This is a genomic window from Actinoplanes sp. NPDC019969 (genome assembly GCF_055562375.1).
In genome coordinates this window covers 1-20,666 of record NZ_JBVHFK010000004.1, presented here as the reverse complement: position 1 = coordinate 20,666, position 20,666 = coordinate 1, and the positions used below count along the sequence as shown (strand labels likewise).

Below are 20,666 nucleotides of genomic sequence, written 5' to 3'. Positions count from 1 at the left end.
GGACATCGACCGGACGGTGGGCATCGAGATGCCGCTCCAGCGTTTACGATCTTGGCCCATGTCCGAACGTAGTGCCGCCGTGTCCGTACCGGGCGCCGACAGCGCAGACTCCTCCGAGACCGCACCGGCCACGAGCGATGCCGTGGCCGGCCACCCGGCGCCCGAGCAGGCGGACAGCGGGAAGCCCGTCGCGGGCCCGCCGGCGACAGGCGGAAATGAGGGCGATGCGGGTGAGGGCGCCACCGCGGAGTCAGCCGCCGCCGGCCCGGCCGAGCCGGAGCAGGTGACGGACCCGAACCCCACCGCTGTCGAACCCGGCGACGCGCCTGGACCGGCCTCGGATCCCGTCGCTGTCGAGCCCGGTGATGCGTCCGGGACGGGTCAGCATCCCATCGCTGTCGAGTCCGGTGATGCGTCTGCGGCAGACCCGAATCCCGTCGGTGTCGAGCCCGGTGATGCGCCTGAGGTCCCGGAGAGCGGCGCCGTGACGGCGCAGGCTGTCGCCGCGGCGGCCAATGATGCGGCGAGCGCCGCCGCGGCGGCCGCCGACGCCGCGGCTGAGGCAGCGACCGCCGCGGCAGAGGCGGCGGAGGCCGCCGCGGAAGCGGCTGAGGCCGCCGCCGTGGCAGCGGATCTCGCCGCCACCGTGACCCGAGGATCTTCGGCCGCGGCCGGTGCTGCCCAGGAGACCGGGCGCGCTGACGATGACAGCGACCCGGAAACCGGCAGCGAGGCCCCGCACGACGAGACGCTCGCCGACATCGAGCCGGAGGCCCGGGGGATCGCCGCCTGGCGTACCGACCGGCGGCGGGATCTGCTGGCCTACATCTGCGTGCCGGTGGTGACGCTGTTCGCCGCACCGGCGCTGGTGCTGTTCTGGGGCATCGTGATCCTCGGCAACAACACCTCCGCACCGGCCCTCTGCGACGGGGTCCGCGGCGTCAACGGCTGCGAGGAGCTGACCTGGCACGTCGTCCGGGTGCACGTGCTCGGATTCCTCGGCCTGTGGGCACTGCTCTGGGCGCTGCCGTGGAGACGAGGACTGCGCACACCCCGTGTGCTGCTCGCGGTGGCGTCGGGGGTCTTCCTGTTCATCGGCCTGCTGCGGTTGGCGGCCTGATCGGTACGGGCCGTGCGGTCAGGAGTTGTCGATCCTGGTCAGGGTGGTGATCTCGCCGTTGGTGGTGGTGACCACGGCCAGGGCGTCCTGGTTCCCGGCCAGCCACGTCGTGAGCGTGGACGCGGAGATGACCCGGCCGGCGCCGGCGCGCACCGCGATGATGCCGGCGCTGCCGTCGTGCTTCCATGACGTCAGCTTCGGCGCGGACCGGACCGGGACGGTCACCTTCGTACGGCTCTCGACGATCTGGAACGGGTCGCCGCACCGGATGTCGTCCGGGTCGATCGTGAACTTCCTGCAGTAGTCGGCGCTGGCCATCACGAGCACCGGCTGAGCGACCATGGAGCGCGCGACCGGGTCGTACGAGCGCAGCTTCACCATCGACTGCCCGGAGCCGGTCCGTGGATCGGTGAAGCGCGTCTGCGGGCCCGTCACCGGTGACCGCACGTCGACGTTCGCGAAGGCCACGGTGGCGTCCCCGGCGGATGCCTCGTTGAGCGCCCCGAGCACCACCCGGCCCGCCACCAGCTGCGGGTCGGTGACCGGGACGCTCAGCGCGGGGGTTCCGTCGACGGTCACCTCGGCCGTGCCGTTGCGCACGGTGATGCCGGCCCGGTGCGTCTGCCCGGTCCGGAACGCCGTCGAGGCGACCCGCTGTTCCGCGTCGAACCCGTTCCCCGCGCTCTCGTCGAGCCCCAGCCGGATCTCGTTCTCGCAGAACGAGGCGGCGTAACCGCGCTGGTCGACCCACCGGAACCAGATGATCGCGCAGGCGCCCTTGGTGACGATGCTGACGTCGGCGGCGATCGTCTGGTCGCCGGCGAACAGATCCTGTGGGCCCTTGCACTGGTGGAGGGTGGACAGGTGGGTGGTCGCCAGCATCCGCCCGCGGAAGGCGCACCACCCGGCGGCGCTGTCGGAGATGCGGTCCGCCGTCCACAGGCCACGCCGGTCGAGACGGTCGGACACCCCGGGCCCCTGGAGCGAGCCGGCCACCGCCGGCCGGGGCGCGGCCGACGCCGGGCGCGACGCCGGCGTGCCGGCCGCGAACGACGCCGGCGTCCCGTCCCGTTCGTGACGTGACAACGCGAACCCGATGCCGGCACACACGACGGTCGCCGCGGCGACCGCGGCCACCAGGCGCTTCGGCCGGCGGCGAGCGGGGGCGGCCGGTTCGCGTACGCCCGGAGGCCGCACCCGGCCGGTGTGCTGTGCCGCCTCGGCGGCCCGGAGCAGCTCCGGGCGCTGGGCGAGCGCTCCCCCGGTCTCCGCCTCCAGCAGCAGGTCGAGCAGCTGATGGGCGGTCGGCCGCTCGGCCGGATCCTTGGCCAGGGTGCGGCTCACCAGGTCACGCAGCGACCCGCCGAGCCCGGTCAGGTCGGGCGGCTGGGTCAGGATGCGGGCTGCCGTGGCGGCCGGCGAATCCGCCCGGAACGGGGTGCGCCCGGTCGCCGCGTACGCCACCACCACACCCCACGCGAACACGTCCGCGGCCGGCCCGACCGTACGATCCGCGTCGCTGTCGAATCGCTCCGGCGCCATGTACGACACCGTGCCGACCATCTGATCGGTCCGGGTGTGCCGGCTGGTCGCCTCGAGCGCCTGGGCGATCCCGAAGTCGATCACCTTGGGCGTCCCCAGCGAGAACAGAACGTTCTGTGGCTTCAGGTCCCGGTGGATGACCCCGACGCCGTGAATCGCCGCCAGCGCGGTCGCCACGCCGACCGCCACGCTGTGCAGCGTGCCACCGTCCAGCGGCCCGCGATCCCGGACCACCTCGGAGAGGCTCGGCCCGTCGACGTACTCGACGACCAGGTACGGCGTCTCGTGTTCCGGGTCGGCGTCGAGGACCGCCGCCGTGCAGAAGCCGGGCACCTCCCGGGCCCGGTTGACCTCGCTGCGGAAGCGCCCCCGGAACTCGGTGTCCCAGGCGTGCTCGGCCCGCAGCATCTTGACCGCCACCAGCCGTTCGTCCGGGGCGCGTCCCAGGAAGACGGTGCCCATGCCGCCTTCGCCGAGACGGCCGAGCAGCTCGTACTCACCGAGCCGTCGTGGATCGTTCGGCATCAACGGATTGGTCACACGCGGCAGGATAGCGGCCTCAGCCGGGGCCGCCGGGCCGCCGGTCGAACAGCAGGCGGTGCAGCCAGCCGGCCCGGAACCCGGCCGGCTGGTAGGGCAGTTCGACCGCCTCCGCGAAGGCGCCGCGGGTGGTGCGCACCGTCACCAGGGCGGCGTAGTCCGGATGGATGCCGTCCGCGCTGAGCGTCCAGGAGAAGTCGATCTCCACGATGTCGCCGGGCGCCACCGGGACCGGCACGGGGAAGACCGGCACGTACATCGGCATCCAGGAGGTCTTCTGCAGCAGCGTGTCGATCGGTGAGGCGGCGGGGTGGGTCCACAGCCGTAACCAGAGCAGGAGCCCGTCGATCCGCCCTTCGTCGCCGGCCACCAGGGCCACCGCCTGGTTGCCCTCGGTGCGGGCGCCGGAGACGAAGTCGAGGTCCTCCACGATGCCGGCCGAACTGATCAGATGCTGGTAGGTGGCGCCGCTGAGGCACATGCGTGCGTCGTACGGCTTGTCGCGCATCCGGAACAGTTCGTCCAGGTACGGCGGCGCCAGCGGCGAGAACCGCATCCCGGGGGCGATGTCGCGGGCGCAGAACGCCGCGGCCATGGTGCACGCCCGGGCCGGGATCACCTCGGCGCCCGGCCGGGTCAGCCGGGTCCGGGCGTCGCCGACGATCGCGGCCGCGCCCCCGGAGCCCGCGATGGCGCCGAAGCCGGTGACCACGCACACGTCGGCGGGCTCGTGCAGGACCAGGTCGGCCGGCCGGCCGTCGAACCGGGCGACCCGGTCCCGGCCGGGATGCGGGGCCGGGGTGTGCGGAGACCCGGGGCGGCCGGTGACGGCAACGACGGAGGAGGCGCCGCGGTCGGCGGCGTACCGGGCCCAGACGGCGTCCGGTGAGGTGTCGATCTCCAGAACGCGGCGGCCCGGGGCCACCAGGTCGAGCGCCGTCCGGAAGGCGTCGGTGCGTACCCGGTCGGTGGCGCGGACGGCGCGGGCGAAGTCGTCGATCGCCTGGTACTCGCCGATGGACGGGAAGAACGTGGGTTCGGTACGCCGTCCGCGCTCCACCCGTACCTCGATGTCCGGCCAGGAGGGCAGGGCGAGCCGCCGGGGTTCCATCGTGACCCCCGTCAGCGCGCCGGCGTAACCGGTCACCCCCTGTGCCCGCACGAGCCGCCGTATGGCCGTCAAGACTCTCCACACCGGTGCGGTTCTCCTTCGGTTCTCAGGGGTACGGGGCCGGCCGCTGGACGGCGCGAATGACAGCGCTGATGACAGCGGGATCGGTCAATGCGTTCACCACGATGTTTTGGGCGCGCACGGTTCCCTCCGGAAATGGATGTGAACAGCGTGTTGAGAAAGGGCGAGGGCCAGCGCAATCGCATTGCCACGGAACTTAACCACGGGTAACCCTGCGGTCGGTGTTCGATCATGAGCGGAGCGTCAGAATCGTTCGAAAGTAGGATTTCGGTCCGGCGTCTCGCTGAGCAGTGCGTATACCGGGAGCCCACGGTCTGTTCGCAGGGCGGTTCTCCGATCGGGCGGGCATGTCCACTATGACGTGTTGTGTCGTGGCAGACCGGACAGTGATCCGCGTCACATCGAAGCTGATCATGCGTACCGCGCCGCACTTGCGCGCCGACCGGCCTTTTGTTGTCATTCCAACAGCTGAGATCAACATTTGTTGATCAAGCCGCTCGCTATGCGCATCGCATTGACGCTCGTTATCCTCGGCCCAAGCGTGGCCGGTCATTCCGAAGAAAGCGCGGCACCTGAGACCAGAGCCCGGTATCGCTGGTAGAAGCAACACGGGGGAGTACGTTGTTCACCGACAAATCTCGAGTCAGGTCGGCCGTGGCGATCCCGCGCGCGGCCGCTCGTCCGCCCGCCGCCCCGAGCGCGCCGCCGCAACGGCGCGCCGGCCAGACGTACGAGCAGGTGCCCATCGGCAGCCTGCTGCCCGCCGACTCGCCCCGGCTCGACGGCGAGGACGAGGAACACATCCGCCGGCTCGCCGAGTGCACCGAGCCGTTGCCGCCCATCGTGGTCGACCGCCGGACCCGGAAGATCGTCGACGGCATGCACCGCTATCGCAGCGCCCAGCTCGCGGGCGCCGAGCAGGTGGCCGTCCGCTACTTCGACGGCAGCGCGGACGACGCGTTCGTGCTGGCCGTCAGCCTGAACGCCAAACACGGCCTGCCGCTGACCCGGCAGGACCAGATCGCAGCCATCACCCGCATCCTGCGCACCCACGCGCACCTGTCGGACACCGCCCTGGCCGGGATCTGCGGGGTCTCCGACAAGACGGTGGCCCGGATCCGCCGCCAGCTGTTCGACCCCGGAGCCTCCGAGGTCGAACAGCGTGTCGGCCGGGACGGGCGACGGCGGCCGGTCGAGTCCGGCGCCGCCCGGGTGCGGGCGGCCGAGATGCTGCGGCGCAACCCGGTGGCCAGCCTGCGCCAGGTCGCCGCCGCCGTGCAGCTCTCGCCCAGCACGGTCAAGGACGTCCGGGACCGTCTCGCCCGGGGCGAGTCGCCGTTGCCCGGCCGGTCCGCTGCCGCCGAGCCGGGCCGGGAGCCGGTGCGCCCGGCCGACGAGGCGCTGGTCCGGGCCTGCCTGGCGAACCTGCAGAGCGACCCGCGCGTGCGGCACAACCACATCGGCCGGTTCCTTCTGCAGCTGATCCGTGGCAACGCCATCGACCCCACGCGGTGGGAGGAGCTGGCCGACACCGTGCCGCGGCAATGGGCCCGGCCGCTGTCCCAGGTCGCCGGCATGTACGCCGAGGCGTGGACCCGGTTCTCCAAGCGGCTGGCCGACCGCAGCGCGGACTCGGTGTCCCGCTCGTCGATCTGACCGGCCCGTCTTCTTCCCGATCGGCGTACGCCCGATCGCCCTTCCCTGGAGCCAAGAATGAAACTCTGCCCTGCCGGTGTCGGGGCGGCCCTCGTGCTGGCGCTGCTCACCGCGCCGGTCGTGCCCGCCACCCCGGCCACGGCCGCCGCCCCGTCCGGCGTCGCCTGGACCGCCTGCGAACCCGGCGTCCTCGAACCGGTGCCGCCCGCCCAGCGCGCCTCGCTGAGCTGCGGATCCGTCGCGGTCCCGGTCGATCACGACGCGCCGTCCGCCGGAACCCTCTCGCTCGCCCTGATGCGCCGCCAGGCCGACGATCCGGGACAGCGGATCGGCACCCTCTTCGTCAACATCGGCGGGCCCGGCGGGTCCGGTTTCCTCTACACCCGTCTGGTCCACGAGCGCTTCGCCCCCGCCGTGCTGGCCCGGTTCGACATCGTCGGATTCGACCCGCGCGGCGTCGGCCGCAGCGATCCGCTGCGCTGTTTCACCTCGCAGGAGCAGGTCTACGACCTGCTGTCGCGCAGTCACGCCGCACCGGTCCAGCCGGCGGAGATCGCCTCCAGCGTCGCCGCGGCCGGTGAGTACTCGCAGTTGTGCGCCGCCAACGCCGGCCCGCTCCTCGAGCACCTGGCCACCCGGGACGTGGCGCGCGACCTCGACCTGCTGCGCGCGGCGGTGGGCGACGACAGGCTGAACTACGTCGGCCTGTCCTACGGGACGTTGCTCGGCGCGACCTACGCCGCCCTCTTCCCGCAGCGGGTGCGGTCGATCGTCCTGGACGGGAGCGTCGACCCCGCGCTGCGTACCACCGACGGGGTGCAGTATCTGCAGCAGCGCTCGCAGGGCTTCGAGCTGGCGCTGAACGCGATGCTGGCCCGGTGCGAGGACAGCGGCGCCCGGTGTGCGCTCGCGCCCGGCGCCCGGACCAAGTTCGCCGCGTTGCGGGAGCGTCTGCGCACGTCCTCGCTCACCCGGGCGGACGGTTCCACCGTGACGTTCAGTTCGTTCGTCAGCGAGCTGGTGTCGCTGCTCCAGCAGCCGGCCCTCTTCGACGAGCTGGCCGCCTCGCTGCAGGCCGACTACGAGCTGATGCGTACCGGCCGGGCGGTCACCACCCCCGACCGCGCCGCCATCGCGGCGGCGGGGACGGCGTACTTCGGTGACGACTCGTACTTCGGCGTCAACTGCACCGACATGCCGTTCCCCGACGCGCTCGACCCGGCCGCCACGGCGACGGCCTGGGAGCGGTCGTCGCCCACCTTCGGCCGGTACCACGCCTTCCTGGAGCCGGCCCAGTGCCCGAGCTGGCCGTCCACCGGCGCCGACCGGTACCGCGGGCCGTGGGTGAACCGGTCCGGCCGCACCATCCTGGTGTACGGCAACGTCTTCGACCCGGCCACCCAGTACCGCTTCGCCCAGCGGATGGTCAACCAGCTCGGCAACGCCCGGCTGGTGACGGTCGGCGCCTTCGGGCACACCATCCTCGGTGACTCCGCCTGCACCGACCAGATCACCGCGTCCTATCTGGTCGACGGTCAGGCGCCGGCGGCCGGGCGGGTCTGCCAGCCGGACCTGACCCCGTTCGGCTGACCGGCTCAGCCCCGGTTCAATGTCGCGGCCGTGGACACCCTGTGCAGCACCCACTCCAGGGGTCCACGGCCGACGAGCCAGCGCCAGAGCGGCAGCGCCAGCAGCGTCACCGCCACGGTGATCGCCAGCGGCACCGAGGAACCGGCGAGGATGTCCGCGCTGAAGGCCGGTGCGAAGCCCAGTTGCAGCGCCGCGATCAGCACGATGTGCCCGGCGTACGCCGTGAGCGGCAGCGCGCCCACCGAGGCCAGCGGATAGAGCAGCGCCGGGATTCCCCGGGCGAGGACCAGGCAGAGACCGATCACCGTGAGGGCCAGGCCGGTGACCGCGAAGATCTCCACCGGTGAGCCGCTGTGCCCGGCCGCGTCCATCAGCATCAGCGGATGCCCGGTGGACACCGCCCCGAGACCGGTCGCGTTGGCGGTCTGCGCCTCGGCCACCGGGATCCGCATGCTCGCCGCCACCGCCTGCCACCCGCCGAGCTGCTCCATCACCGTCCAGGACAGCGCGTAGGCGCCCGCGGCCAGTGCGGCGCCACCGCCCAGCAGCGCGTACTGCACGCGGTGGGCGCCCAGGTCGAGCCGGCCGACCGCCATGCCGGCGAGCACGAACGGGAGCCAGGTGAGGACCGGGTAGGGCCCGGTGATCAGAAGTCCCTGCGCCGTGGCCGCCCAGCCGTCCACCGACAGCAGCGCGTCCGGCTGCGGGGTGACCCCACCCTGGTAGCCGCTGAGCACCGTCGAGCGGAGCAGGAACGACAGCACCGGCCCGGTGATCGCGAGATTCGCGGCGAGCAGCGCCAGCGTGCCGGCGCTGAGCCGGACGAGCGGGATCGCGATGAGGAACAGCACCGCGTAGACGGTGAGGATCTCCTTGATCGTGGTGCCGAGCAGGGTCAGCCCGAGCCCGAGCAGGAAGAGCAGCACGGCGCGCACCGCCAGCTGCACGCAGCGCAGGGCCAGCGGCAGGCCGGTCCGGGGCCGGGAGCCACCGGTGACGAGCGCGACCGAGACGCCGGCCAGGAGCGCGAAGAGACCTGCGGCCCGCCCGTTGAAGGCCTGGTACGTCCAGCCGGTGGCGGTCTGCGGCCCGAGGTGGGTGGCGAACATGCCGAGGACTGCGCATCCGCGCGCGACGTCGATGCCGATGTGCCGGGTCGCCCGGCGGATCGGGGCCGGTGGCTCGCCAGGCGGGGGGCCGGCGGCTTCCGGCGACCTGTCGGAGACTCCGGGTGACGAGTTGGTTGCCCTATGTGCAACGTCCATGAGGCAAGTATGTGGAAAGTACCGTTATTCCGAATCCTTCAAGAGTCGGAGAGCGGGGAGGAGATATCCCCGCCGGTACGCCGTCAAACGTTCGGGCCTTCCTCCCTTAGGAGGATTTCCACCTGCGCCGGGCCCGGGGCCGGGCGTCCGGGGTGGCCCGGTGGCGCTTCCGTGCTGCCCTGCCAGGGTTCATTGCCGTGTCAATACCCCGCCGGAGAAGTTTTCGCGGGTGGCCTTGAACATGAGCTTCCAGGTACCTTCGCTTTCGAAGTCATCCGGCCAGCTGATGCGGCCGTCACTCACTCACGCATTCACCGCTGCCGATGTGTTTGTGCTCTCCGGCGGGGGCGAGGGAATGTCACTTGCAGTCATGGGGGATTCGTTGTGGCGCCCAATCCTGTTCAGCAACCCACCTTCGCCGTCGTGCCCGGAACCCAGGTGCGGGAAGTGATCGACGGAAACGCCGGCACGATCATCTCGATCGTCGAGGACGCGTACCGGGCGCACGGGGCCGGGCGGACCGTCAATCCCGACTCGTACTTCCTGCGTTTCCCGGACCGCCCGGAATCGCGCATCATCGCCCTGCCGGCCTCCCTGGGCGGTGACACCGGTGCGGTGGACGGCATCAAGTGGATCTCCAGTTTCCCCGGCAACATCGGCTCCGGGCTGCCGCGGGCCTCGGCCGTGCTGGTGCTCAACGATCCGGTGACCGGATACCCGTACGCGTGCCTGGAGTCCTCGATCATCAGCGCCTCCCGCACCGCGGCGTCGGCCGCCCTGGCCGCCCGCGAACTCAGCCGGGACCGCGGCCGGCCGTCCCGGGTCGGGATCGTCGGCGCCGGCCTGATCGCCCGCCACGTCCATCGCCACCTGCGGGCCCTCGGCTGGGAGTTCGACCGGATCGACCTGTTCGACCTGGTGCCCGGCTACGCGGCCGCGCTCGCCGAGCACATCGACAAGGTCGACGGCCGGCCGGTCGCCCGGGTCCGGGACTCCGCGGAGGACGTGATCCGCGACAGCGACCTGGTCGTGCTGACCACCACCGCGGGCGAGCCGCACCTGACCGATCCCGGCTGGTTCGATCACCACCCGCTGGTGCTGCACCTGTCCCTGCGCGATCTGTCGCCGGAGGTGATCGCCTCCGCGGTCAACGTGGTGGACGACGTCGACCACTGTCTCAAGGCCAACACCTCGGTGCACCTGCTGGAACAGCGGACCGGCAACCGTGACTTCATCGCGGGCACCCTCTTCGACGTGCTCACCGGCAAGCTGACGGCGCCGGCCGGCCGCACCGTCGTGTTCTCGCCGTTCGGCCTCGGGATCCTCGATCTGGCGGTCGGCCGGCACGTCTGGTCGGCCATCGCCGAGGCCGGCCGGCTGATCGATGTCGAGGGATTCTTCGCCGAGCTCGACCGGCACTCCTGACCGTCGTCGGCCGGCCACTTCGCATTCAAGATGAGGCGGTAGTATGCCCATTATCGCTCGCGCTGACGAATTCAACACCAGCGATCTGTTCGTCGACCTCACCGAAGGTCTCGGAATCCCGCTGTACCTCAAGTGCGAGGGATTCAACTTCGCTGGCTCCATCAAATTGAAAGCCGCGCAGGAAATGGTGGAAGCGGCCGAGCGGAATGGTCTTCTCCGGCCCGGTGACACCATCGTCGAATCATCGTCGGGAAATGTCGGCGTCGCGCTGAGCACCATCGCGGCAAGCCGGGGCTACCGATTCGTCTGCGTGATCGACCCGCACTGCAACGAGACCATCCGGCGGCAGATGATCGCCCTCGGCGCCGAGGTGCACGTGGTCACCGACCCGGACGGCCCGCGCGGCCTGGTGGGCGCCCGGATCGCCCACGCCCGGGCGCTCTGCGCGCAGCACGACGACTACGTCTGGCTCAACCAGTACGACAATCCGGACAACTGGTCGGCGCACGCGCAGACCACCGGCCCGGAGATCGTCAAGCAGTTCCCGGACGTCGACGTCCTGTTCATCGGCGCCGGCACCACCGGCACGGTGATGGGCTGCGCACGCTACTTCCGCGAGTACCGGCCGCAGACCCGGATCGTGGCGGTGGACGCGGCCGGCTCCTCGCTCTTCGGCGGCCGGCCCCAGCTGCGCCGCATCCCCGGGCTGGGCAACCGGATCACGCCGGGCATCCTCGACACCTCCTTCATCGACGAGGTGGTCGTGGTGGAGGAGCCGGACACGGTACGGATGTGCCGCCGTCTCGCCCGGCACGGCTTCCTGCTCGGCGGCTCCACCGGAACGGTGGTCAGCGGCGCCGACCGCTGGCTGGCCGGTCGTCCCGACACCGGCGGGCTGACCGCGGTCGCGGTGTCCCCCGATCTCGGCAGCCACTATCTCGAAACGATCTATCACGACGAATGGGTTCACCAGAACTTCGCCTGAAGAGGAACGGGAGCCGCAAGGATGCTCGTCGACGAACGTGACCAGGAGATCTCCCTGGTCCGGGTCACCGCACGGTGTCATGACCTGGCCGCCGAACTACGGCGTAGCGGGGTGACCGAGAACGACCGGGTCGTCCTCTCCGCCGCCAACTCCGCCGACTTCGTGGTCGGCCTGTTCGCGCTGATGGAGCTGGGCGTGTCGATCGCCCTGGTGGACCGCGGCGCCACCCAGTCCGACTGCGCCGCACTGGTCGCCGAGTCGGGCGCCCGCTGGTTCCTCTCCGACCACCCCTCGCTGGACGCCGCCTTCGACCGGGTCCGGGTCGGCTGGCTGCAACTGGGGGAGCTGGCCGCGGAACGGGCCGAGCCGGACACCCGGAACCGTCCGGCGCTGTCCTTCGACCGATGGCGCGACCGCCGCGACGCGCTGATCATCTGGACGTCCGGCAGCTCCGGAACCCCCAAGGGCATCGTCCGGTCCGGGGCGTCGGTGCTGGACAACGTGGCGCGTACCCAGGCCCGGATGGGTTACCGCGCCGACGAGGTGCTGCTGCCCCTGCTGCCCTTCACCCATCAGTACGGGCTGTCCATGCTGCTGCTGTGGTGGCAGGCCGGGGCCACCCTCACCGTGCTGCCCAGCACCCGGGTCGACCGGGCGCTCGAGGTCATCGAACGCCGGGGCGTGACGGTGGTGGACGCCGTGCCGGCCGCCTACCGGGCGATGATCCGCCTGACCGACGGGAACCGGCACGCCGGCCGCCGGTTCACCGCGGTCCGCCTGTGGTGCGTCGGCGGGGAGCCGCTGCGCGACGACCTGCGCCGGCAGTTCGCGGAGTGGGCCGGGCAGCCGCTGCTCGACGGCTACGGCAGCAGCGAGGCCGGCAACGTCGCGCTGGCCACCGCGGAGACGCCCGAGCACTGCGGCCCGCCCCTGGACGGCGTGACCGTGGAGATCCTGGACGAGGCCGGGGCGCGGGTCGATCCCGGCGTCGTGGGCGAGGTCGTCGTGCGTACCCCGGACATCATGATCGGCCTGCTGGAGCCGGGCGGCCGGGTCCGCCCGGTGCACCGGCCGCAGCACCACACCCAGGACGTCGGCTTCGTCGACGAGCGGGGCAACGTACGGGTCCTCGGGCGCAAGTCCGCGGTCCACCGGTTCGGCCACACCCTCTACCCCGACGTGATCGCCGACAAGGTCAGCGACTGCGGCGTGCCGGTCCGGGTCCGGCCCGTGCAGGACCCGGTACGCGGCACCCAGCTCGTCTTCGTCGTCGCGGACACCGAGAACCGTCCGGCGGCGCACTGGCGGCGGGTGTTCGGCCGCCGCCTGGCCGAGTACGAGCGGCCCAACCGCGTCGTGGTGCTCGACGCCTTCCCGCTGCTGAACAACGGCAAGGTCGACGTCCAGGCCCTCGACGACGTGGCCGCCTCCGCCGTCGCGCTGAACGGCGTGAAGGGCGTGCTGCCGGTCGAGCATCCGAACACCGACGCCGACGCCTCCACCATCCCGTTCCCCGAGCGGGCCGCCCGGCTGGCCGACCTGGCCGCGATGCTGCGCCGCCGCCGCTCCGAGGTGATCGACCTGCTCACCGAGGTGAGCAACTACAAGACGGCGTACGGCGAGGTGGACGCGGCGATCGCGGCGCTGGAGGGCGCGGTCGGCGAGGTCACCCGGTACGCGCCGGGCCGGGTCGGCCAGATCGGCGTGCTGATGCCGTCCAACATCCCGCTCTACAGCTACATCCTCTACCTGGTCATCCCGTCGCTGTACAGCGAGCGGGTGGTCTTCCGGCCGTCCCGGCGGATCGAGGACCAGGTCCGCAAGCTGCACTCGATGATGGCCGACGAGCATCGGCTGCCGATCGTGCTGGACGAGGCCGACCAGCGGGAGTTCCTGGAGAACGAGGGCCGCCGCTCGGACGTGCTGGTGTTCACCGGCACCTACAACAACGCCGAGAAGATCCGCGTCGGGCTGCGCAAGGACCAGCTCTTCCTCTACTTCGGCCAGGGCGTGAACCCGTTCGTCGTCGGCCCGGACGCCAACATCCCGGAGGCCGTCGACGGTCTGCTGCGGGTGCGGATGCTCAACTCGGGGCAGGACTGCTTCGGCCCGGACGTGGTGTTCGTGCACACGTCGATCAGCGCGCAGTTCTGCAACCTGCTGTGCCGCCGGGTGTCCGCGCTGCGGTTCGGCCGCTACGACGACCCCACCGCCGAGTACGGCGCGATGTTCTACCCGGACGCCTTCGACGCGTCGCTGTCGTACCTGCTCAAGAGCCGGGAATACCTGGCAGCCGGCGGGCAGGTGAACCTGGCCGACAACCACCTGCACGCGACGGTGCTGATCCGGCCCGCCGACACCGCGATCAACCCGCCCGAACTGTTCGCGCCGATCTTCAGCGTGGTGCCGTTCACCTCCACGGACTGGCTGCACCAGGCCGTCGACCACCCGTACTTCGAGGAACGGGCGATGGCGGCCACCGTCTACGGCTCGATGCCCGAGACGGTGGAGATCCTGCGGCGCCGGCACACGGTGAGCGTCAACGAGACCCTGATCGAGGTCGACAACGGCAACGCCCCGTTCGGTGGCACCGGCATCCGGGCCAACTACGCCGCGATCGGCAAGAGACGCCACGCCGAGCCGCTGCTGCTCAGCAAGGCCGTCGCGGACCACCTGGGCGGCGCCGAGCGGCGAGGTGACGCATGAGCACCGCGACGGTGACCGGGTGCTGGCCCGCGGCGGCGCACACGCTCGCCGCCGCCGGGGTGGAGACGGTCTTCGGGCTGCCCGGCGACGACCTGGACGCGCTGGCCGCGATCACCGCCGCCGGGCTCGGCTTCACCCTCTGCCGGGACCAGCGCAACGCGGTCTTCATGGCCACCGGGTACGCGCTCCAGTCCGGCCGGCTCGGCATCGCCGTCGTCGGCAAGGGCCCGGCCGTGACGAACACCGTCACCGGCCTGCTGGAGGCCCGCTCGTCGGCGGCGCCGGTGCTGCTGCTCGCCGGTGGGACCGCGCTGGAACAGCGGGGCTCCGGCGCGTTCCAGGAACTCGACCAGATCGGCGTGGTACGCCCACTGGTCAAGTGGGCCGAGCGCGTCGACCACCCGAGCCGGCTGGCGCCCCTGCTGCGCCGGGCCCTGGCCACCGCCGGCGACGGGGTGCCCGGTCCGGTCTACCTGGAGCTGCCCGACCACCTGCTGACCACCGAGTTCCCGCTGCCCGCGACGGCCACCACCGCCCCGGAGCAGCCCGCGGCCCTGGTGGTGGACCCGGACTCCCCGGCGCTGGCCGCCGTCCGGGCCGCACGGCGCCCGATCATCCTGGTCGGCGGTGGTCTGCGGCACCGCAACACCGGCCGCCGGGTGGAACGGCTGGCCGAGACGCTCGGCGCCGCCGTGGCCGTCACCGCCAGCGGCCGCGGCACGGTCGACGAGTCGATCCCGCTGTTCGCCGGAGTGGCCGGTCTCTACACCCCGGAGGCGGCCGCCGGGCTGTGGGCCGACACCGACTGTGTGCTCAGCCTCGGCAGCCGGCTCGAGGAGACGGTCCGGTTCGGCTGGCCCGAGGCACTCGGGGACACGGTGCCGGTGGTGCAGGTCAACGTGAGCGCCGCCGAGCTGCGTACCGAACTGGCCGGGCCCGCCGTGATCGCCGAGGCCGGCGCGCTGCTCGACGCGTGGCAGGACCGGCTCACCGGCCACCGGCCGGCCGCCGCATGGGCCGGCCGGGTCGGCGAGGTGCACGCCGGGCTGCGGTCCGCGCACCGGGCCGACACGAACACCGGGCCGGAGCCCCGGATCGCCGACGTGCTGGGCACCCTGACCCGGGTGCTGCCCGGCGACCTGGTCCTGGTGCAGGAGAACGGCCTGCAGGACATGTGGTCGTACCTGTTCCCGCTCTACGCCTGCGACGGCGGCGCCGGCTCGATCGTGCCGTCCGAACAGACCAGCCTCGGCTTCGGCGCGGCCGCGGCGGTCGGCGTACGCCGCGCCGCCCCCGGCCGCCCGGTGGTCGCGCTCGTCGGCGACGGCGCGTTCCATCTGTTCGCCGCCGACCTGCCGACCGCCGTGGCCGAGGGCGGGATCCTCTACGTGGTCCTGCGCAACGGCGGTTACGGCTGGCTGCAGAGCCAGCTCGACCAGCGCGCCACCCCCATCCCGGGGCGGGCGTTCGTCGACCCCGCCGCGGTCGGCCTGCGTGCCCCGGACGTGCCCGGCCTGCACCAGATCACCGTCACCGGCCGGGACGCCCTCACCGGCGACGTCACCGAGGCGTGGAAGCGCTGCCAGGACGGTCAGACGGTGGTGCTCAACGTGCCGGTGCGCCTGACCGACGCCCTGTTCGCCGGGCACACGGCCGCCGGCGACTTCCCCGAACCGCCCGAGAGGAGCTGACGATGCCCGACACCGTGCCCGGCCGCCGGAGAGTGGTGGTGACCGGCTGGGGCGCCGTCACCCCGCTCGCCCTCACCGTCGACGAGACGTGGCAGGCGCTGCTCGCCGGCCGCAGCGGGATCGGCCCGCTCACCTGCATCGACGCCTCCGACCTGCCGACCAGCATCGCCGGCGAGGTGACCGGCTTCGACCCGAAGGCCTACCTCGACCACCGGCGGGTCCGCCGGATGGACCCCTACTCCCAGTACGCGTACGCCGCCGCCGTCCAGGCCACCCAGATGGCGAAACTCGACGTCGAGACCGAACTCGGCCCGCGGGCCGGCGTGCTGATCGGCAGCGGATACGGCCCGATGACGTCGCTGGCCGAGCACGTCGTCGTGATGGGCGCCCGGGGCCCGCGCGCGGTCAGCCCGTTCGCCCCGGTCACCGGCGCCATCGACAGCGCGGCCGGGGAGATCAGCCTGGCCTTCGGCGCGCAGGGCCCGAGCCGGGCGATGAGCAGCGCCTGCGCCTCCGGGACCGACGCCATCGGCGAGGCCACCCGGTGGATCCGGCACGGGGTCGCCGACGTGGTGATCGCCGGCGGCGCGGAGAACATCCTGACCCGCGTCGACATGGCCGGCAGCGGCAACGCGAAGGCGCTGTCCACCCGGGTCGACGCGCCGGAGGAGGCGTCCCGCCCGTTCGACGCCGACCGGGACGGGTTCGTGATGAGCGCCGGCGCCGGCGTGCTGATCCTGGAGTCGGAGGAGCACGCGCTGGGCCGCGGCGCCCCGATCCTGACCGAGGTCGCCGGGTACGCGTCCACGTCGGACGCCTACCACTGGACGGCGCCGCACCCGGAGGGACGCGGGGTCCGCGCGGCGATGTCCGGCGCGCTCGCCGACGCCGGGCTGACCCCGGACCACGTCGACTACATCAACGCGCACGGCACCAGCACGCTGCTCAACGACGTGGCCGAACTCGCGTCGATCCGGGCCGTCTTCGGCGACCGCGCCGAACAGATCCCGATCAGCTCCACCAAGTCGATGACCGGGCACATGATCGGCGCGGCCGGCGCGTTCGAGGCGATCGTCTCGGCGCTGGCGATCAACACCGGCGTGGTGCCGCCCACGATCAACTGCCACCGGCCGATCGACGAGCGGATCAACTTCGTCGCGCACACCCCGCAGGAACACGTGGTCGATGTCGCGATGAGCAATTCGTTCGGGTTCGGCGGCCACAACGCCGTCGTCGTACTCCGCCGCTGGCAGCCCTGACCGGGCACGGACCAGCAGCGACGCTTCAAGGGAACGGGGACCCGATGCAGGAAGCCGCCATCCGCCGCCGGCCGCTGTCGGTGGCACAGCAGGGGATCTGGTACGCCCAGCAGCTCAACCCGGACAACGTCTCGGTGATGTCGGAGTACCTGGAGATCCACGGTGCGATCGACGTCGAGCTGTTCGGCGAGGCGCTGCGGCGCACCGTCGCGGAGGCGGAGACCGTCCAGGTGCGGTTCGAGGCCGGCGAGGACGGCGTCCGGCAGTACCCGCTGCCCGAGGCCACCCTGCGGTTCATCGACGTGGCGGACCGGCCGGACCCGGTGGCCGCCGCCGAGGAGTGGATGCGCGGTGACCTGCACACCGGGTTCGACCTGCACGGCGGCCCGCTGTCGGTGGACGTGCTGTTCCGGGCCGGGGCCGAGAAGTTCCTCTACTACCAGCGCAACCATCACCTGATCGCGGACGGGGTCAGCGGCCGGCTGTTCACCGACCGGCTCGCCGAGATCTACACCGCCCTGGTGGCCGGCGTCGCGTACCGGCCCGCGTACTTCGCCTCCCTCGACGCGTGCCTCGCCGACGAGGAGGCGTACCGTGCGTCGCCGGCGTTCCAGCGGGACCGGGAGTACTGGACCCGGCGGCTCGCCGACCGGCCCGCCGCGGTCGGCCTGACCGCGCGGACCGCCCCGGCCAGCGCCCGGCCGGTCCGGCGCACGGTCACCGTCGACCCGGCGGTGATGGACCGCCTGCGCGCGGTGGCCCGGGAGAACACCAGCACCTGGACCGTCGGCCTGCCCGCCGCGGTCGCCGTCTACCTGCACCTGACCACCGGCGCCCGGACGGTGCCGATCGGGCTGCCGGTGGCCGCGCGGCGTACCCGGGTGATGCGGGAGACGCCGGTGATGGCCAGCAACATCCTCGCGCTGATCGTCGACGTCGACCCCGCGATGACCTTCACCGAGGTGCTGCGCCGCACCACCACGGAGATGCGCGACGTCATCAGGCACCAGCGGTACCGCCAGGAGGACATCCGGCGCGACCTCAAGCTCGGCGGCGGCGCCGGGCAGCTGGCCGACGTGGTCGTCAACATCATGCCGTTCGACTACGACGTGACCTTCGCCGGTCACCCGGTGACCGCGCACAACCTCGCCAACGGGGTGATCGACGACATCGAGATCACCGCCTACGACCGGCTGGACGGCGGACCGGTACGGCTCGACGTCGACGGCAACCACGAGCTGTACACCCCGGACGAGGTCGCCTACCACCAGGAAGCCCTGCTGCGGCTGCTGGCCCGCCTGGTCGAGGCGCCGGACGCGCCGCTGGCCACGCTCGACCTGATCAGCGACGAGGAGCGGGAACGGGTCCTGGTCGAGTGGAACCGGACCGGCGACGACGAGGAGCGGACCGGCGTCGTCGAACGGGTGCGCGCCTTCGCCCGCAGCACCCCCGGGGCGATCGCGGTGCAGGACGACGCCGAGCTTATGACGTACGCCCAGCTCGCCGGCCGGGCCGGTGCCCTGACCACCCGGCTGCGCGCCGCCGGGATCGGCCCCGGCGACCTGGTGGCACTGCCCACCGAACCGGGCGCCGGATTCGTCACCGCGGTGCTGGGCGTGCTCGGGGCCGGCGCCGCCTACGTGCCGCTCGACCTGGACGCGCCGGTGGCCCGGAACGCCGGGGTGCTGCGCGACTGCGCCGCGCGCCTGGTGGTCTGCTCGCCGGCGCTGGCCGGCCCGGCGCGCGAACTGATCGACGCCGCCGGGGCGCCGGCCGAGGTGCTGCCGCTCGACGGCGCGGCCGAGCCCGTCGAGGACCTGACCGGGCCGTACGGCAGCGAGCTGGACCTCGCCTACGTCCTGTTCACCTCCGGCTCGACCGGCAAGCCCAAGGGCGCCATGGTGCACCGCCGTGGCATGGTCAACCACCTGCTCGCCAAGGTCGCCGACTGCGGCCTGGACGCGGGCGGCACGGTGGTGCAGAACGCCCCGCTCACCTTCGACATCTCGATCTGGCAGATGCTCGCGCCGCTGATGGCCGGAGGCCGCACCCGGATCGTGCGCCGGGACGTCGCCGCCGACCCGGCCGCCCTGTTCGGGCTGGTCGAGCGGGAACGGATCGGGGTGCTCGAGGTGGTGCCCTCGCTGCTGCGCACCGCCCTGGACTCCTGGCGGGAACAGCCCGGCACGGCGCCCGGGCTCGGCGCCCTGCGGTGGCTGCTGGTCACCGGGGAGGCGCTGCCCGCCGACGTCGGCGTGCGGTGGCTGGAGCGGTACCCGGCGGTGCCGTTGATGAACGCGTACGGCCCGACCGAATGCTCCGACGACGTCACGCACGCGGTGCTGCGGACCCCGGCCGACCTCGGCGACGGGCCGGTGCCGATCGGGTCGGCGCTGCGCAACACCAGCCTCTACATCCTGGACGACCGGCTGCGCCCGGTGCCGATCGGCCGCCCGGGCGAACTCTACGTCGGCGGTCTCGGGGTCGGCCGGGGCTACCTGAACGACGCCCGGCGCACCGCCGCGGTGTTCGTCGCCGACCCGTACACCCCCGGCCCCGGCGCCCGGATGTACCGCACCGGCGACTACGTGCGGACCCGGCCCGACGGCAGCCTGGTCTTCCTGGAGCGCCGCGACCACCAGGTCAAGGTGCGCGGGCACCGGATCGAACTGGGCGAGATCGAGACGGTGCTGAGCCGGCACCCCGGCACCGGGCCGCTGGCCGTGGTGGTGCGCGAGGACCGGCCCGGCGACCGGCGGCTGGTGGCGTACGTGGTCCCCGCCCCCGGCGCCGGCCCGGTGGACCTGCGCGCCTACGCCGAGGCCGAACTGCCCGGCTACATGGTGCCGTCCGCGTTCGTGGAGCTCGACGCCCTGCCGCTGACCGCCAACGGCAAACTCGACCGGGACCGGCTGCCGGCCCCCGAGTACACCACCGGGTACGAGACCCCGCGCACGATCACCGAGGAGCGGGTGGCCGCCGTCTTCGCCGACGTCCTCGGGGTCGGCCCGGTCGGCGCCGGTGACGACTTCTTCGACCTCGGCGGCGACTCGCTGCTCGCCACCCGCCTGGTCGGCCGGGCCCGGACCGTCCTCGGCGTCGAACTGACCATCAAGTCGGTGTTCGACGCGCCGACGGTCGCCGCCCTGGCCCGCGAGGTGGACAGCGCCGCCCGGGCCCGCCGCGCGATCACCCCCCGGGAACGCCCGGACGTGGTGCCGCTGTCGTACGCCCAGCAGCGCCTCTGGTTCCTCAACAAGCTCGGCGAGTCCGGCGGTCTCTACAACATCCCGCTCCCGCTGCGGCTCACCGGCCGGCTCGACACCGCCGCCCTGGTCGCCGCCCTCGGTGACGTGGTGCGCCGGCACGAGCCGCTGCACACCGTGTTCGAGGAGGTCGACGGCGAACCCCGGCAGCGGCTGCTGGACGAGGCCGAGACCATGGCCCAGTTCGCCCGGGCCCTCGACGTGCGGCGGGTGACGGCGGCCGAGCTGCCGGCCCGGCTGACCGAGGCGAGCGGTCACCACTTCGACCTGGAGACCGGCATCCCGGTACGGGTCTCGCTGTTCGAGCTGGGCCCGGAGGAGCACGTCCTGCTCGTGGTGGTGCATCACGTGGCGGGGGACGGGTGGTCGATGGGTCCGTTGTTCCGGGATTTCGGGGTGGCGTATCGGGCTCGGGTGGCGGGGTCGGTT

Annotated in this window: 12 protein-coding genes; 9 read left to right on the top strand and 3 right to left on the bottom strand. The window is 72.6% G+C overall.

The genetic code is table 11. The annotated features are described in order from the left end of the window. Positions 1-58 precede the first annotated feature (58 nt). The gene (locus tag ACZ3II_RS13535; protein WP_465517932.1) at positions 59-1,120 is read left to right on the top strand and encodes a hypothetical protein; all 1,062 of its coding nucleotides are present in this window, start codon (positions 59-61) and stop codon (positions 1,118-1,120) included. Positions 1,121-1,138: 18 nt separating this feature from the next. On the opposite strand, the gene ACZ3II_RS13530 is transcribed toward ACZ3II_RS13535, so the two are convergent. Both ACZ3II_RS13530 and ACZ3II_RS13525 read right to left on the bottom strand, forming a co-directional pair. Continuing rightward, a complete protein-coding gene (locus ACZ3II_RS13530; RefSeq protein WP_465517931.1) occupies positions 1,139-3,202 on the bottom strand; it encodes a serine/threonine protein kinase in 2,064 nt (687 codons plus the stop codon). Positions 3,203-3,221: 19 nt separating this feature from the next. Next, positions 3,222-4,385 carry an SAM-dependent methyltransferase gene (locus tag ACZ3II_RS13525; RefSeq protein ID WP_465517930.1) on the bottom strand — a complete coding sequence of 388 codons (1,164 nt, stop codon included), beginning with the start codon at positions 4,383-4,385 and terminating at the stop codon, positions 3,222-3,224. A 663-nt stretch (positions 4,386-5,048) separates the two neighbouring features. On the opposite strand from ACZ3II_RS13525, the gene ACZ3II_RS13520 reads away from it, so the two are divergent. Both ACZ3II_RS13520 and ACZ3II_RS13515 read left to right on the top strand, forming a co-directional pair. After that, positions 5,049-6,050 (top strand): ParB/RepB/Spo0J family partition protein, encoded by a 1,002-nt coding sequence (locus tag ACZ3II_RS13520; protein WP_465517929.1) that lies wholly within the window; start codon positions 5,049-5,051, stop codon positions 6,048-6,050. 57 nt (positions 6,051-6,107) lie between these two features. Continuing rightward, positions 6,108-7,640: an alpha/beta fold hydrolase gene (locus ACZ3II_RS13515; protein WP_465517928.1), complete on the top strand. Its 1,533-nt coding sequence runs from the start codon at positions 6,108-6,110 to the stop codon at positions 7,638-7,640. 5 nt (positions 7,641-7,645) lie between these two features. Here ACZ3II_RS13515 and ACZ3II_RS13510 read toward each other — a convergent pair whose 3' ends face one another. Next, on the bottom strand, positions 7,646-8,905 hold the full coding sequence (locus ACZ3II_RS13510; protein WP_465517927.1) for a heparan-alpha-glucosaminide N-acetyltransferase domain-containing protein: 1,260 nt from the start codon (positions 8,903-8,905) through the stop codon (positions 7,646-7,648). 384 nt (positions 8,906-9,289) lie between these two features. Here ACZ3II_RS13510 and sbnB point away from each other — a divergent pair, with 384 nt between their 5' ends. From sbnB to ACZ3II_RS13480, 6 genes are all read left to right on the top strand, one after another. Further along, positions 9,290-10,330: a 2,3-diaminopropionate biosynthesis protein SbnB gene (gene sbnB / locus ACZ3II_RS13505; protein ID WP_465517926.1), complete on the top strand. Its 1,041-nt coding sequence runs from the start codon at positions 9,290-9,292 to the stop codon at positions 10,328-10,330. Between the two features lie 43 nt (positions 10,331-10,373). Further along, complete coding sequence (sbnA, locus tag ACZ3II_RS13500; protein ID WP_465517925.1) at positions 10,374-11,315, top strand: 2,3-diaminopropionate biosynthesis protein SbnA; 942 nt, start codon at positions 10,374-10,376, stop codon at positions 11,313-11,315. Positions 11,316-11,336: 21 nt separating this feature from the next. After that, complete coding sequence (locus ACZ3II_RS13495; RefSeq protein WP_465517924.1) at positions 11,337-14,021, top strand: aldehyde dehydrogenase family protein; 2,685 nt, start codon at positions 11,337-11,339, stop codon at positions 14,019-14,021. Further along, entirely contained in the window at positions 14,018-15,712 is a 1,695-nt protein-coding gene (locus ACZ3II_RS13490; protein ID WP_465517923.1) for a thiamine pyrophosphate-binding protein, read from the top strand. The genes ACZ3II_RS13495 and ACZ3II_RS13490 overlap by 4 nt, the downstream gene beginning before the upstream one ends. Before the next feature lie 2 nt (positions 15,713-15,714). Next, positions 15,715-16,971: a beta-ketoacyl-ACP synthase II gene (fabF, locus tag ACZ3II_RS13485; RefSeq protein ID WP_465517922.1), complete on the top strand. Its 1,257-nt coding sequence runs from the start codon at positions 15,715-15,717 to the stop codon at positions 16,969-16,971. Between the two features lie 44 nt (positions 16,972-17,015). Beyond that, a partial coding sequence (locus ACZ3II_RS13480; protein WP_465517921.1) for an amino acid adenylation domain-containing protein occupies positions 17,016-20,666 on the top strand: 3,651 nt, incomplete at its 3' end.